Source organism: Pseudomonas canadensis, from assembly GCF_000503215.1.
In the GTDB taxonomy this organism is placed as follows: domain Bacteria; phylum Pseudomonadota; class Gammaproteobacteria; order Pseudomonadales; family Pseudomonadaceae; genus Aquipseudomonas; species Aquipseudomonas canadensis.
Genome location: NZ_AYTD01000013.1, coordinates 1 through 12,539 on the forward strand (window position 1 = coordinate 1; position 12,539 = coordinate 12,539).

The following is a 12,539-nucleotide window of genomic DNA, read 5'->3' on the forward strand; positions in this document are numbered from 1 at the left end:
AACGCCGATGGCAGCCAGGAAGTCTATGTGCATGACCAGCGGGCGCGGCTGGTGCAGCGGGTGGATCCTGACGGTGCTGAGCACTTCAAATCCTACGATGAGAAAGGCCGGCTGACGGTTGAGCAAGATCCGTTGGGGGCGATCACGGCCTACCAGTACGACGAAGCTGGGCGTTTGGTGGCGTTGTTTCGGGGGAATGATGAGCCGACGACCTACGAGCATGACAATGGGTTCGTACGGGTTGTGCGGCGTGGTGAAGCGGTTTGGAAGTATGAGCGTAATGACCAGGGCGACGTTACGCGTAGGACCGATCCTGACGGCAACGCTACTGACTACAGCTACAACAAACGCGGACAACTGACGCAGGTTTGGCTGCCGGATCACAGCTGTCACCGACTGGTCTGGAATGAGCACGGGCAATTGCTTGAAGAGCAGTTGCCGAATGGCGGAGTCAAGCGCTACCGCTATGACGATCTCGGGCGAAAAATCAGCCTGGAAGACGAACACGGCGCGCTCACGCAATTTGAGTGGAACCACGTAGGACGATTAGTCCAAATCGTCTTGCCGAGCGGTGATACGCGTAAATATACCTACAACGCGTACGGAAAAATCACCTCCGAACGCGATGAACTCGGCCACGTCACTCGCTACGAATACGCCGATGGCCTGCACCTGATCAGCCGGCGCATCAACGCCGATGGCACTCAGATCAAATACCGTTACGACAATGTGCGGTTATTGCTGACCGAGATCGAAAATGAGGTGGGCGAAACCTACCGACTCCAGTATCACACCAATGGCCTGATCCAACAGGAAACCGGCTTTGACGGCCAGCGCACTGCTTACCTCTACGACCTCAACGGCAACCTGCAGGAAAAGACCGAGCATGGCGATGACGGTAGTCAGCTGGTTACCCACTACGAGCGCGATTATGTCGGACGGCTCGTAAGAAAAGCCCTGCCCGACGGCAACCATGTCGATTACACCTACGACCGTCAAGGCAATCTCCTAAGCGTCGAAGATGGCCACTGGGCGTTGGCCTACGAGTACGACAGCCAAAACCGTCTCACCGCCGAACACCAAGGCTGGGGCACGCTGCGCTATGGCTACGACGCCTGCGGCCAACTGCAAAACCTACGCCTGCCCGACAGCAATCGGGTGGCGTTCAACCACGGCAAAGGCGGCCACCTAGTCACCGTCGAACTGAACTGTGAAACCCTTACCTCCCACCTGTTCAAGGCCGGTCAGGAACACCAACGCCAACAAGGCCAACTGATCAGCCACTACCACTACGACGATCAACAACGCCTGCACGCCCACGCCGTTACCCAACAGCAACACACCCTCTACCAACGCCACTACGACTACGACAAATCCGGCAACCTCACCCGCCTGCTCGACACCCACAAAGGCGACCACCACTACCACTACGATCCGCTAAACCGCCTCACCCGGGCCAACCACTCGCAAGGCGAGCAAGAACGCTTCGGCCACGACCCCGCCGGCAACCTGCTCATGCAAAACCGCCCCGGCCCCGACATCGTGGCCGGCAACCGCCTGATGATCCAAGGCGACCACCATTACGACTACGACGCCTTCGGCAACCTTATCCGCGAACGGCGTGGCAAAGGCCATCAACTCGTTACTGAATACCGCTACGACTGCCAGCACCGCCTGATCGGCATCAAAAAACCCAACGGCCAGACCGCCAGCTATCGCTACGACCCGTTTGGGCGGCGCATCAGCAAGACCGTTGATAGCACAACTACCGAGTTTTTCTGGCAAGGCGACAGACTCATCGCCGAACACCAGACGGATCGCCACCGCAGTTACCTCTACGAGCCCGACAGCTTCCGGCCATTGGCGCTGCTGGAAGGCTTTGGTCCAAAGGAAACCAAGCCCTACCACTACCAACTCGACCACCTCGGCACCCCGCAGGAACTCACCGATACCAACGGCGAAATCGTCTGGTCCGCGCACTACCGCGCCTACGGCGAAATCAGCCGTCTCGACATAGGAAAAGTGGACAATCCGCTTCGTTTCCAAGGCCAATACTTCGACCAAGAAAGTGGGCTGCACTACAACCGTCATCGCTACTACAATCCGGATGTCGGTCGCTACCTGACGCCTGATCCGGTGAAACTGGCAGGAGGCATCAACGCGTATCAGTACGCGCAGAATCCAATCGGATGGATAGATCCTCTAGGCCTAAACTGTAAGAACGCGAACTGTCCTGAAGGGCCCTATAGCGTAATAGTTCCGGGAGGAGGTTTAGATGCACATGAGAAGGCAGGAGGACATTTAATGGAAAAGCACATAGGTAGAAGCGACAAACAATTGTTGGACCGTTTGAAACAAGAACCACACATCCCAGCCGCCTCTACTTTCCATGACAGAGCCAGCGCAGAGCATGAAGTATCGACTGTACTGGATCAAAACAAAGCAAAAATCGATAAATTTTTAAAGGGAACAAAGAATCAAACCGTCATCACTCAAAAAACCAACTACCCCGTAGGCACGAGCTTTAAAAAGAACAGCACAACAGCGCTTCCGGGAAAGGAAATTCAACTGATAATCCGTAGAGATCATAAAATGCATACTGGCTACCGAATTCATACTGGATTTCCAAACCCATGAATCAAGACTATCCTGAGCTACAGCAATTTCTTGCGGGTTACTTCAATCAAGACTGGGTTGATGACCACAAAAAAGCGGACGACGTTATTAAATATTTTATCTCCGAATCATCTGAAGATACGCTATTAGAAGTGCAAGAAGAACTAGATAAGCTAATGCGAAGTGGAACGACAGAGCAAGAGCTCGAAAATTACTTATTCAGTGATATCGGTTGCTATTATTATTATCGCAGCGAATGGCCCGACGGAATCACTTGGCTGAGACATGTCGTATCAATACTGAAAAATGGAATCCTCCAAATGAAAAATGAAAAAAACTAAACGACGCTTAATAAAGCGAGACCCACTCCTGTGGCAAGCGAGCTTGCTCGCGTTGGGCCGCGCAGCGGCCCCAATCCAGGCAATGGTTTTTTTAGTTAATTCGGCACCGCCTGCTCACCACAATGATCGTATTCACCCGCTAATCAGCGAATTCACCACCCTTCTTTGAGCATCCGCAACTCCAAATGCTGCAACAACATAATGGTCTTCCCATCCACAATCTCCCCGCTCTGCACCATCCCCAGCGCCTGTTCAAACCCCAGCTCCAGCACCTCGATATCCTCACCCTCCTCTTCCAGCCCACCGCCGCTCCCCACCCGATCCCCCGGCTGATACTCACCGATGAAAAAGTGGATCCGCTCCGTCACCGACCCCGGGCTCATGAACGCCGCATAGATCTTCTCCACATGCCCCACGCGATACCCGGTTTCCTCTTCCGCTTCCAGGCGAATACGTTCTTCGGGACTGGCGTTGTCGAGTAAACCGGCCGCCGCCTCGATCAGGTAGCCGGGGTAGTCATTGACGAACGTCGGCATGCGAAATTGGCGGATCAGCAACACCGTGCGCTGCTCGCGGTTGTACAGCAGGATGGTCGCGCCATTGCCGCGGTCGTATACCTCGCGGGTCTGGGTTTGCCAACTGCCGTCGCGGCGGCGCAGGTCGAAGCTGTATTTTTTCAGCAGGTACCAGTTTTCCGAGAGGGTCTCTTCGGCGGTGATGCGAACGGGGCTGTTGTCCATGCTCGGGTTTCTCAAGAAAAGGGTTGTGTTTGTTTGATGCTGTTCCAGGCAGCAGCGACTGCTTCGGCGCTACTCGCCTTGATCCGTGCGAGGTTGCGCGGGTAGTCCACCCCTGGGTTTTCGGTGAAGCGCGTGGCCGTGAATTGGCCGTTGCTGGCGCGCAGGATATAACCCGTGTCCTCGCACTGTGAGGAGGCGAGAAACAGCACGCCCGGCGTCACCCAGTCGGGCTTGAGTTCGTCCGGTTCTTCGGTCACGCCCCACATGCGCGTCTTGGCGACCGGTGAGATTGCATTGACCTTGATCCCGGCCTCAGCACCTTCGTGGCTCAACGCGTTCATGATCCCCAGTTGCGCCATCTTGCCCGCGCTGTAGGCCACCAGGCCGGTCTGCTCATACTGTGCGTACATGGCGCGGTCGGAGGTGGTGAGGATGATGCGCGGCGCAGATGAGCGCAGCAGGTGCGGCCAGGCGTGCTTGCACAGCCACAGCGGTGCGTAGAGATTGATGTCCATGGCGCGTTGCAGGAACGCGGCGTCAAGGTCGGCGATGTTCTGGTAACCGACCCAGCCGGCGTTGTGGATCAGGATGTCGAGTTGGCCAAAGGCCTCGATGGCGTAGGTGATCAGTTGCTCGCAACCCGCGTTCGTGGACAGGTCACCGCCGTGGCCGATCACGTTCAAGCCTTCGGCCTGCAAGGCTTCTGCCGCGGCCTGGACCACCGAGGCATCGCTGCCCGCGCCGGCATTGTCGGCACCGATATCGCTGATCACCACCCGTGCGCCGCCCTGGGCCAAAGCCCGTGCGTAACTGAGACCCAACCCGCGTGCACCGCCGGTGATGACTGCAATTTTGCCTGTGAAATCCATGTGCTTGCTCTCCTGTTCGGGCCGCCCACCCTAACAACCTCGGCGCGCCTTGTTCAATGCTGTAATACTTTGCAAGCAATCCCCGTTGACGGCTGTCGAATTAATTCCTGCCTGGCTGGGCCATCTGGTAAAACCCCTGCTTCACCTTTTTCCTGGAACCTTCATGTCCTCTCGTTTTCTCTCGCGCCTGAGCCTGCGCTGGTTTCCCATGGTGTGCATGGCGTTGTTGATCGTCGGCCTGCCGGTGGGTTGCGCGGTGCTGCAACACAAGGAGCGCGAACTGGTGTTTCGCATCGAGCCGGGTACCGCCAGTTGGTACAGCGGCTTGCCCAAGGCGGTGCAAGAGTTCGAACTCAAGCCGGCCAGTTTCAAAGCCGGACAGAATATCCATGGCTGGTGGTACCCGGCGGACAACAAAGACGCGCCCGCGGTCCTCTACCTGCACGGCGTGCGCTGGAACCTCACCGGGCAACTGTTTCGCATCGAGCAGCTGCACGCCCTGGGTTATTCGGTACTGGCTATCGACTATCGCGGCTTCGGCCAGAGCCACGGCGAGCTGCCTTCGGAAACCACGGTTTACGAAGACGCGCGCGTCGCCTGGGAACGTTTCCAGGTGCTGCAACCGGACCCGAATAAACGCCTGATCTACGGACATTCCCTGGGGGGCGCGGTGGCCATCGACCTGGCTGCCGAGCTGGGCAAACAGACTCCACTGCCGGTGCGCGGGCTGGTGATCGAATCCACCTTCACGTCGCTGGCAGATGTGGCCACGGCCGTGGCGAATACCTCGTTGCCGGTGCGCTGGTTGCTGTCGCAGAAATTCGATTCCATCGACAAGATTGCCGATATCCATATGCCGCTGCTGGTGGTGCATGGCCTTGATGATCGCTACGTGCCGCCGCGTTTCAGCCAGCAATTGTTTGAAGCTGCCCAGGAACCCAAGCGGCTGTTATTGGTGCCCGGTGCCAGCCATAACAACAGCATGAGCCTGGCCGGTCGCAGCTATGGCCAGGCGCTGGAAAAACTGATGCACGCGAAGATGCCGGACCAGGTTGCCACACACTCCACAGGTCGAAGCGCAGACTCGTAAAAGCGTATTTCGGCACTGGGTTCGCGCTTGCGTGTCAAGCGCAAACCCTGCCCATACTGGGCCAAAACAGAAGTTGATCAAATAATGACCTCTGCCGAAATCGCCAACCCTGCCGGGGCTTCGCAAAGTTATCCACAGAGATACCCACGGTTTTCGTGGACAACTCTTTTTATATTTTTACGTTTTTTTTGCTCAGCAAAAGCTTTCAGGAAATGTACCGGGCAACAAAATCTCGCGATTCACATCGCGTATATCGTTATACCCACACAATGCCATCGACACGTCCAACTCACGGGCGATGATCTCAAGCGCCTTGGTCACACCCGCCTCGCCCATCGCGCCCAAACCATACAAATGCGGGCGGCCGATCATGGTGCCTTTGGCGCCCAATGCCATCGCTTTGAGCACGTCCTGGCCGGAGCGAATGCCACCGTCGAGCCATACCTCAATGCGCTCACCCACCGCTTCGACAATCGCCGGCAACTGGCTGATGCTCGAAGGCGCACCGTCCAGTTGACGGCCACCGTGGTTGCTCACCACCAGTGCGTCGGCACCGGCGTTCGCCGCTAGGCGAGCGTCTTCTACATCAAGAATGCCCTTGATGATCAACTTGCCGCCCCAGCACTTCTTGATCCACTCCACATCATCCCAGCTCAGGCGCGGATCGAACTGCTGGGCGGTCCAGGAAGACAGCGAACTCATGTCTGCCACGCCTTTCACGTGCCCGACGATGTTGCCGAACCCCCGGCGTTTAGTGCCGAGCATGCCCATCACCCAGCGCGGCTTGGTGGCCATGTTGAGGATATTCGGCAAGGTCAGTTTCGGCGGCGCCGACAGGCCATTGATCAAATCCTTGTGACGCTGGCCAAGGATCTGCAGGTCGAGGGTCAGCACCAGCGCATCCACACCGGCAGCCTTGGCCCGCTCGATCAGTTGTTCGATAAAGCCGCGGTCGCGCATCACATAGAGTTGGAACCAGAACGGCTGGCCGACGTGCTCGGCGATGTCTTCCAGGGAGCAGATGCTCATGGTCGACAAGGTGTAGCGCAGGCCAAATGCGGCGGCGGCGCGCGCGGTCAGAATCTCGCCATCGGCGTGCTGCATACCGGCCAATCCGGTGGGTGCCAGTGCCACCGGCATGGCCATCTCCTGGCCGATCATCGTGGCGCGGATCGAGCGCTCATCAATGTTGCGCGCCACCCGCTGGCGGAACTTGATGCTGGCAAAATCACTTTCATTTGCCCGGTAAGTGCTCTCAGTCCAGGAGCCGGAATCAGCGTAGTCGTAGAACATGCGTGGGACACGTTTTTGCGCGAGCTTGCGTAAATCTTCGATGGTTGTAATCAACGACATCTAGGTCACCTCTCCCTGAACTGAATGCTGAGAGTAACCGCCCATCGCCTGCGCAACCAGCCATTGCGTTTAGATAGCCGTACGGCTAACCTCGCAGAAACCTGCAAAAAAGCGCACAAACATGCACAACACTCATCACGACATCGACCTGCCTTCTTTGCGCAAACAGAAAATCCTGTTGCTGCTAGAGCGCGATGGCAAAGTCACCGCCTCGGAGCTGGTGGAACACTTTGCCGTGTCCCAGGACACCATCCGCCGCGACCTCGGCGAACTCGCGGCCGCCGGCCTGTTGCAACGCGTCCACGGTGGCGCCCTGCCCCGGCCCAAAGACACCGGCAAAGACTTCTTCACTCGCGTCGGCGAGACCAGCGAAGCCAAGCGTCACCTTGCGCGGCTGGCCGCCGACCGTGTGGAAGATGGGCAGATCGTACTGTTCGATTCCGGCTCTACCACGCTGCAGATTGCCCAGTCATTGCCGCGCTCGATTCGCCTCACTGTGGTCACGACATCGCCCATGATCGCCATCGCCTTGGCCGACCATCCCGATGTGAAAGTGATCCTCACGGGCGGCCAGCTCAACCCGGCGACCCTGTCCACCAGCGGCCATGAAACTGTGCGCATGATCCAGGGCATCAAGGCCGATTTACTGTTCACCGGCGTGTGTGCGCTGCATCCGCAAGTGGGCATCAGCTCGCTGCATTTTGATGAGGTGGCGGTCAAACAAGCTCTGCTCGACAGCGCCTCCCATGTGGTAGCGGTGACCATGGCCGATAAACTCGGTGCCGTGGAGCCTTTTGTGGTGGCACCGTGCAGCCGTATTCACACGTTGATTACCGAGTGGCATGTACCAAGTGTGGAGGCGTATGAGCAACTAGGGTTGGAAGTGCTACGCGTGGAAGTCGAGTAGGCACAGCGCGTCGGGCGTGGCCAAACCGCTGGCGGTATTGTCGAAGATGCACCAGGTGGGAATGCCAGCCGCAACAGACGCACTCAATAAACGCGCATACGCCTGAATGCGTTCAGGCCCATAACCACTGTGGTAGATACGCGGTGCTCCGTGCAGGCGCCAATAATGCACGCCCTGCCAACCGGCCGGAGCATTTCCCGCCTCGATGACCGGCGGGTCGGCAGCCACTCGCCCAATCTGCAGATCCTGCAGCATCTCTTCAGCCGCTAACCAACTCGCGTGCCGTGGTTCCAATACGACAGCGCCTGTAAACCGTCGGCGCAACAGCGTGAAGAATGCGTTGGCAACAACCGGTTCGTAATTCAACGAAGGCGGCAATTGCACCAGCAGGCAACCTAACTTTTTACCCAGTTGCAGGCATTGCCCGAGAAACGCATCCAGTGCGGCCTCGCAGCCCTGCAAGCGCAATTCATGCGTGATGCGCTTGGGCACTTTGACCGAAAAACCAAAGCCCGACGGCACCGAATGTGCCCAACGCGCGTACGTCTTCGCCAAGTGCGGACGATAGAACGAACTGTTGATTTCCACCGCATTGAAGCGCGAAGCATAACGCTCCAAATGCGTGCCCTCGTCGGCAAATGCTGCCCAGTACTCACGCGGCAAACTCCAGCCGGCACAGCCCACAAACAGGGTTGCCGTCAAAACAGCACCTTGGCGGCATCGCGCATGAAAATCTCGATGGTCTTGGGCCCCACACCATCGAATTCCCCAAGGCGCTTTTCGAAGGACGCTCGGCTCTCGCTGGCCCTGCGCATATGCGTAATCTTTCCCGCGTACTCAGCATTCAACTTGGCGCTGAGGTCGAGCAAACGTTGCGCGGTGGTTTCGTCATAGCGCACGTAATGCGCGCGCCCGAGCATGGCGACCAACTCACGCGATGTGCAGTGCTGCAGCTTGCGCGCCGTGTCGCGGCCCTGCTCTTCAACTATCACCTTGTAGGCCTGTGCGGCAATCGGTGCCTGGATGCGCTTGCCCATCAGGAAGCTGGCGATAAACCACTTGAAGAGGCCGTCATCATCGTCGGGTTTGAGTTCGATGCCCAACTCCAACGCGGTGATAGAACGGGCCATGTTTAATGGCCCAGCTTGCGCTCGGCCTTGGCGGCCTGCTCGTTGATGGCATTGGTCTGGCGCTCGGTGTCCTTGATCGAGGTGGGCGTCAGCACTTTATCGACGGTTTCGGTGTTGGGATTTGGGCGCTCCAGGGTCTGGCCTTTTGTGGCTTTATCAGTGCCCTGCTGAGCTTCTTCGGAGCTGATGGGTGCTGGGGTCTTATCGGCAGTCATGGTGATTCTCCAATCAATGAATGCCCGCAGAAATATCGGGCACCTATGCAGCAGAAGCCTTCAGCCTTGGATAGTTCAAGGAAATTGACCGCGCCAACCATCCAAGAAATAAGCGCAAATTAATTTAAACCTTTGCCACCCGGGCCGGATCAACTCTCCCATACCCCATCCATCCTTCCCCCCCCATCAGGAGACACTCGATCATGAGTTCAAACCTTAACGGCAAGAAGATTCTGGTCATCACGTCCAACACCGGTATCGAGCGCGATGAACTGCTCAAGCCCCTGGAAGCGCTGCGCGGCTATGGCGCGACAGTGACCCACGGTTCCAGCAAAGGCGGCACGACCCAGACCTTCGTCGGCGATACCGAGAAAGACAAGACGGTAGAGTCCGATGCGGCGCTGTCCGAGCTATCGGGCAGCGAGTTCGATGCACTGGTGATCCCCGGCGGCACCGTTAACGCGGATACCTTGCGCCAGGATGCGGCGGCGCTGACGTTAATCAATGAGTTCGTCAAAGCGGGTAAAACCGTGGCGGCAATCTGTCACGGGCCATGGGCCTTGATCGATGCAGGTGTGATCAAGGGCAAGACCCTGACCTCCTATAAAAGTGTACGTATCGACTTGGAAAACGCCGGCGCCGCAGGCTGGGTCGATGCCGAGGTCAAGGAATGCCAGGCCAATGGCTGGACGTTGATCACGTCGCGTACACCGGACGATTTGTCAGCGTTCAGCGAGGCCATCGCCAAAGCTGTAGCCGGCTGACTCCGAGCAGAACGAAAACAGGCGCCGCAATGGCGCCTGTTGTCTATTTAGGCCTGACTCAACTTTTACGCTGCTCGGGCATCTCGCGTTTGGGCCCGAACATCGCCCAGGCGATAAGCCCAAACAACGGCACAAAAATCAGAATGACCAGCCACAATCCTTTCGACTCCCAGCCCCCCGTGCTGCGCAGTACGATATTGATGGCCCATAGTTCCAAGAGCAGCAGAATCACCGCCAACCCGATCCAGATGTATTGAATTTCCATGCTTCACCTCCTAGGTCGTATGCATTAGGTCAAGCGATGGCTGCGAGGGTTCATTAAAATTTGCGTCAACTGACACGGGTTGTGGAATGCAACGTGTCACAGGCAACACCATGCAACCTGCACGACACGCTCCACCTTCAGCTTATCGTAGGCCATTGAATTACTTGATGAATTCAAAATAGCTCAAGTTGGTACAACTGATGCACCTGAGTACGGGACGAGGCATGCATTTCGACATGCCCTGAATATTTCCGTGAGGTGTCACCCATGAATGCCATTGACCTGCTCAAAGCCGACCATGAACGCGTGAAGGCCCTGTTGACCCAATTGAGTGAATCCACCGAACGCGGGGTTAAAAAACGCACTGAGCTGTTGGCCAAGCTGGAAGCGGAAATAAGCCTGCACACCAAGCTCGAAGAGGAAATTCTTTACCCGGCGTTCAGGAAGGCCGGTGGCAAGGAGCAGGACATCATGTATCACGAAGCCAAAGAGGAGCACCGCACTGTCGATTCCTTGGTACTGCCGGATCTGAAGCAGACCGAACCTTCGACTACGGAGTTTTCCGGTCGCGTAAAAGTGGTCAAGGAGCTGCTGGAACACCACATCGAGGAAGAAGAAACCGAGATGTTCCCGCAGGCGAAAAAACTGCTGGGCAAAGCGTTGCTTGAAGAGTTGGGCGCTGAAATGGAAGCGATGAAAGCGGCGCATAAAAAATTGCAGTCGACCAAGCCAATGGCGGCCTGATCGAGGCATGACCCGAGCCTGGAGGAAACTCAGGCTCTTGATGCATCACGATAGGGGATTGCATCATGAAGACCAGATTGCCCCAAAGGATTTTACTTATAGTCGGCCTGTCAGCTCTGCTCGCCGGCCCCGCCTACGCCGCATTTGGCGATAACCCCGAACCAGCTGCTAGCGCGTTGAGTGGCGACAGCGCTGCCGGTTCAGCACTGCCGCCGGGAACCTACCCCAGCAGCCCCTCCGACAGCGACAAGAAAACCAAAGAAACTGCAAAGCAGCCGAGCAAGCCGGCTAAACCTGCCGACCGCCAGCAAAAAGAAACTCAGCAAAAAACCCGCTCAGGCAGTTGACGGCTCATTCGTTCCCGGCGGCGCGGGCGCCAGCCCCCAGTCGCCGTGTTCATACCCGTCATCAGCGAGCATTTCCGCCGGGTGCAGGGTGCGCGCAGGCCAGGTCGGCCACGCCGTAACAGCCTCTCAAGGCACCGACAACCACCCACTGAAACTGTCCGGCGCCTTTAACGGGCACCAGGCGAAATCCCCGGGCGGCGGCGGCAACGCCTGCTGTTCGTCCCCTGCAGACCGGGCGTCTTTCCAATCTACAACCCGTGACGACTGCCAGGCCAGGGCCACACCCTGGGCCTGACTTTCATCCGTATTGACCCAACGCGCCGCAGCCGCCGCCATGAACGCCTCGATCGGCTCGTCGTCGATCTGCGACCGATACGGCGATCCCAGCAGCCAACGGCAGACATTCAGGTGATAGGTCCAATCCAGCGGCGGCCGGTTGCGATAGGCCCAGGTCATGAAGCTGCGAAACAGGTTCAATCCTTCAGGCGGATCCAGCTTGAGCAGCGCCGGGCAGATATCGAACAGGGTGTGCCAATACGGCAACAACCGCGCATCCAGGTGCACGAAGCTGCGGGAATTACTCGGGTATTCAGGCGGCGCCGGTTCCGCGTGCAGGCGGCGGGACGCCTTGCTGACCAGGCGGCTGGCGCCTGCGGGCAACAGGTGGTTCATGAAACGCACTCACAGTCATGACGATGGAATGCCGCCCGATCACGGGAGGCCCAAGGCATACGTCAGAAAGTGGGGGAAGCGCGAGGGTTGGCCGAAGGCCAGGCATAACGCGGTGGCGCCTTGTTGCGCCGTTGGTGAGCGGGTCGAGGGGCTTGCCGCAGGCCCAACAGCCAGGCGAGACCCACCAGAAACACCAGCGCAACCGTCAAGGCGTTGCAGACCGGGCAAGCAAAGTAGTTCGAGATGTTGCCGGAAGACGGGCTGCCCAACCCTTTGTCGGAAAGTGGTGCCGGCTTGCCGTCCACCGAACAGAACGCCCCGCCGATGCCATTCAGTTCCTGGCCCATCATCTGCCCATGCCCCAAACCGCAGACGAACAGGTTCATCAGCACGCAGAAGTACAGGGCCCAGGCAATCAGGGAACGGTCGGGGTGGCTCAATTTCATGGCGGCGACTCTACCACCAGAGCCGCCAAAGGATGAAGTG

At 57.8% G+C, this 12,539-nt stretch carries 16 protein-coding genes; 7 read left to right on the top strand and 9 right to left on the bottom strand.

From position 1 onward, the window contains the following. Together U367_RS01000000129960 and U367_RS0108635 are read left to right on the top strand one after the other, a co-directional pair. On the top strand, positions 1-2,637 hold a 2,637-nt coding region (locus U367_RS01000000129960), incomplete at its 5' end, for an RHS repeat-associated core domain-containing protein (RefSeq protein ID WP_032864166.1). Next, positions 2,634-2,957 carry a contact-dependent growth inhibition system immunity protein gene (locus U367_RS0108635; protein ID WP_028616587.1) on the top strand — a complete coding sequence of 108 codons (324 nt, stop codon included), beginning with the start codon at positions 2,634-2,636 and terminating at the stop codon, positions 2,955-2,957. The genes U367_RS01000000129960 and U367_RS0108635, both read left to right, overlap by 4 nt. A gap of 152 nt (positions 2,958-3,109) precedes the next feature. Here the strand turns inward: U367_RS0108635 and U367_RS0108640 are convergent, their stop codons facing one another. Continuing rightward, positions 3,110-3,697, bottom strand: coding sequence for an NUDIX domain-containing protein (locus U367_RS0108640; RefSeq protein ID WP_028616588.1), 588 nt, complete (start codon positions 3,695-3,697; stop codon positions 3,110-3,112). 11 nt (positions 3,698-3,708) lie between these two features. Next, positions 3,709-4,566 (bottom strand): SDR family NAD(P)-dependent oxidoreductase, encoded by an 858-nt coding sequence (locus U367_RS0108645; RefSeq protein WP_028616589.1) that lies wholly within the window; start codon positions 4,564-4,566, stop codon positions 3,709-3,711. A 163-nt stretch (positions 4,567-4,729) separates the two neighbouring features. Here U367_RS0108645 and U367_RS0108650 point away from each other — a divergent pair, with 163 nt between their 5' ends. Further along, positions 4,730-5,656 (top strand): alpha/beta hydrolase, encoded by a 927-nt coding sequence (locus U367_RS0108650; RefSeq protein WP_028616590.1) that lies wholly within the window; start codon positions 4,730-4,732, stop codon positions 5,654-5,656. A 192-nt stretch (positions 5,657-5,848) separates the two neighbouring features. On the opposite strand, the gene U367_RS0108655 is transcribed toward U367_RS0108650, so the two are convergent. Continuing rightward, a complete protein-coding gene (locus U367_RS0108655; RefSeq protein WP_028616591.1) occupies positions 5,849-7,009 on the bottom strand; it encodes an alpha-hydroxy acid oxidase in 1,161 nt (386 codons plus the stop codon). A gap of 121 nt (positions 7,010-7,130) precedes the next feature. Between U367_RS0108655 and U367_RS0108660 the strand changes: the two genes are divergently transcribed. Beyond that, positions 7,131-7,916, top strand: a complete 786-nt coding sequence (locus U367_RS0108660; RefSeq protein ID WP_028616592.1) for a DeoR/GlpR family DNA-binding transcription regulator — start codon at positions 7,131-7,133, stop codon at positions 7,914-7,916. Here U367_RS0108660 and U367_RS0108665 read toward each other — a convergent pair. Genes U367_RS0108665 through U367_RS0108675 form a run of 3 tightly spaced genes read right to left on the bottom strand, consistent with a single transcriptional unit; the run spans position 7,896 to position 9,261 of the window. Continuing rightward, a complete protein-coding gene (locus tag U367_RS0108665; RefSeq protein WP_050587849.1) occupies positions 7,896-8,618 on the bottom strand; it encodes a DUF72 domain-containing protein in 723 nt (240 codons plus the stop codon). The genes U367_RS0108660 and U367_RS0108665 overlap by 21 nt on opposite strands. Continuing rightward, positions 8,615-9,046 (bottom strand): hypothetical protein, encoded by a 432-nt coding sequence (locus U367_RS0108670; protein ID WP_028616594.1) that lies wholly within the window; start codon positions 9,044-9,046, stop codon positions 8,615-8,617. Before U367_RS0108670 ends, U367_RS0108665 begins: the two co-directional genes overlap by 4 nt. Positions 9,047-9,048: 2 nt before the next feature. Further along, positions 9,049-9,261 carry a hypothetical protein gene (locus tag U367_RS0108675; RefSeq protein WP_028616595.1) on the bottom strand — a complete coding sequence of 71 codons (213 nt, stop codon included), beginning with the start codon at positions 9,259-9,261 and terminating at the stop codon, positions 9,049-9,051. Between the two features lie 203 nt (positions 9,262-9,464). On the opposite strand from U367_RS0108675, the gene U367_RS0108680 reads away from it, so the two are divergent. Beyond that, the gene (locus U367_RS0108680) at positions 9,465-10,025 is read left to right on the top strand and encodes a type 1 glutamine amidotransferase domain-containing protein (RefSeq protein WP_028616596.1); all 561 of its coding nucleotides are present in this window, start codon (positions 9,465-9,467) and stop codon (positions 10,023-10,025) included. A gap of 58 nt (positions 10,026-10,083) precedes the next feature. Here U367_RS0108680 and U367_RS0108685 read toward each other — a convergent pair whose 3' ends face one another. Then, positions 10,084-10,290: a PLDc N-terminal domain-containing protein gene (locus U367_RS0108685; RefSeq protein ID WP_028616597.1), complete on the bottom strand. Its 207-nt coding sequence runs from the start codon at positions 10,288-10,290 to the stop codon at positions 10,084-10,086. A gap of 267 nt (positions 10,291-10,557) precedes the next feature. Here U367_RS0108685 and U367_RS0108690 point away from each other — a divergent pair, with 267 nt between their 5' ends. Together U367_RS0108690 and U367_RS1000000130745 are read left to right on the top strand one after the other, a co-directional pair. Further along, on the top strand, positions 10,558-11,034 hold the full coding sequence (locus U367_RS0108690; RefSeq protein ID WP_028616598.1) for a hemerythrin domain-containing protein: 477 nt from the start codon (positions 10,558-10,560) through the stop codon (positions 11,032-11,034). A gap of 65 nt (positions 11,035-11,099) precedes the next feature. Next, the gene (locus U367_RS1000000130745; RefSeq protein ID WP_073860007.1) at positions 11,100-11,381 is read left to right on the top strand and encodes a hypothetical protein; all 282 of its coding nucleotides are present in this window, start codon (positions 11,100-11,102) and stop codon (positions 11,379-11,381) included. Positions 11,382-11,507: 126 nt separating this feature from the next. Here the strand turns inward: U367_RS1000000130745 and U367_RS0108695 are convergent, their stop codons facing one another. Both U367_RS0108695 and U367_RS0108700 read right to left on the bottom strand, forming a co-directional pair. Then, positions 11,508-12,053: a putative natural product biosynthesis protein gene (locus tag U367_RS0108695; protein ID WP_028616599.1), complete on the bottom strand. Its 546-nt coding sequence runs from the start codon at positions 12,051-12,053 to the stop codon at positions 11,508-11,510. A gap of 62 nt (positions 12,054-12,115) precedes the next feature. After that, positions 12,116-12,499 carry a DUF2946 domain-containing protein gene (locus U367_RS0108700; RefSeq protein ID WP_028616600.1) on the bottom strand — a complete coding sequence of 128 codons (384 nt, stop codon included), beginning with the start codon at positions 12,497-12,499 and terminating at the stop codon, positions 12,116-12,118. Between the last annotated feature and the right edge of the window lie 40 nt (positions 12,500-12,539).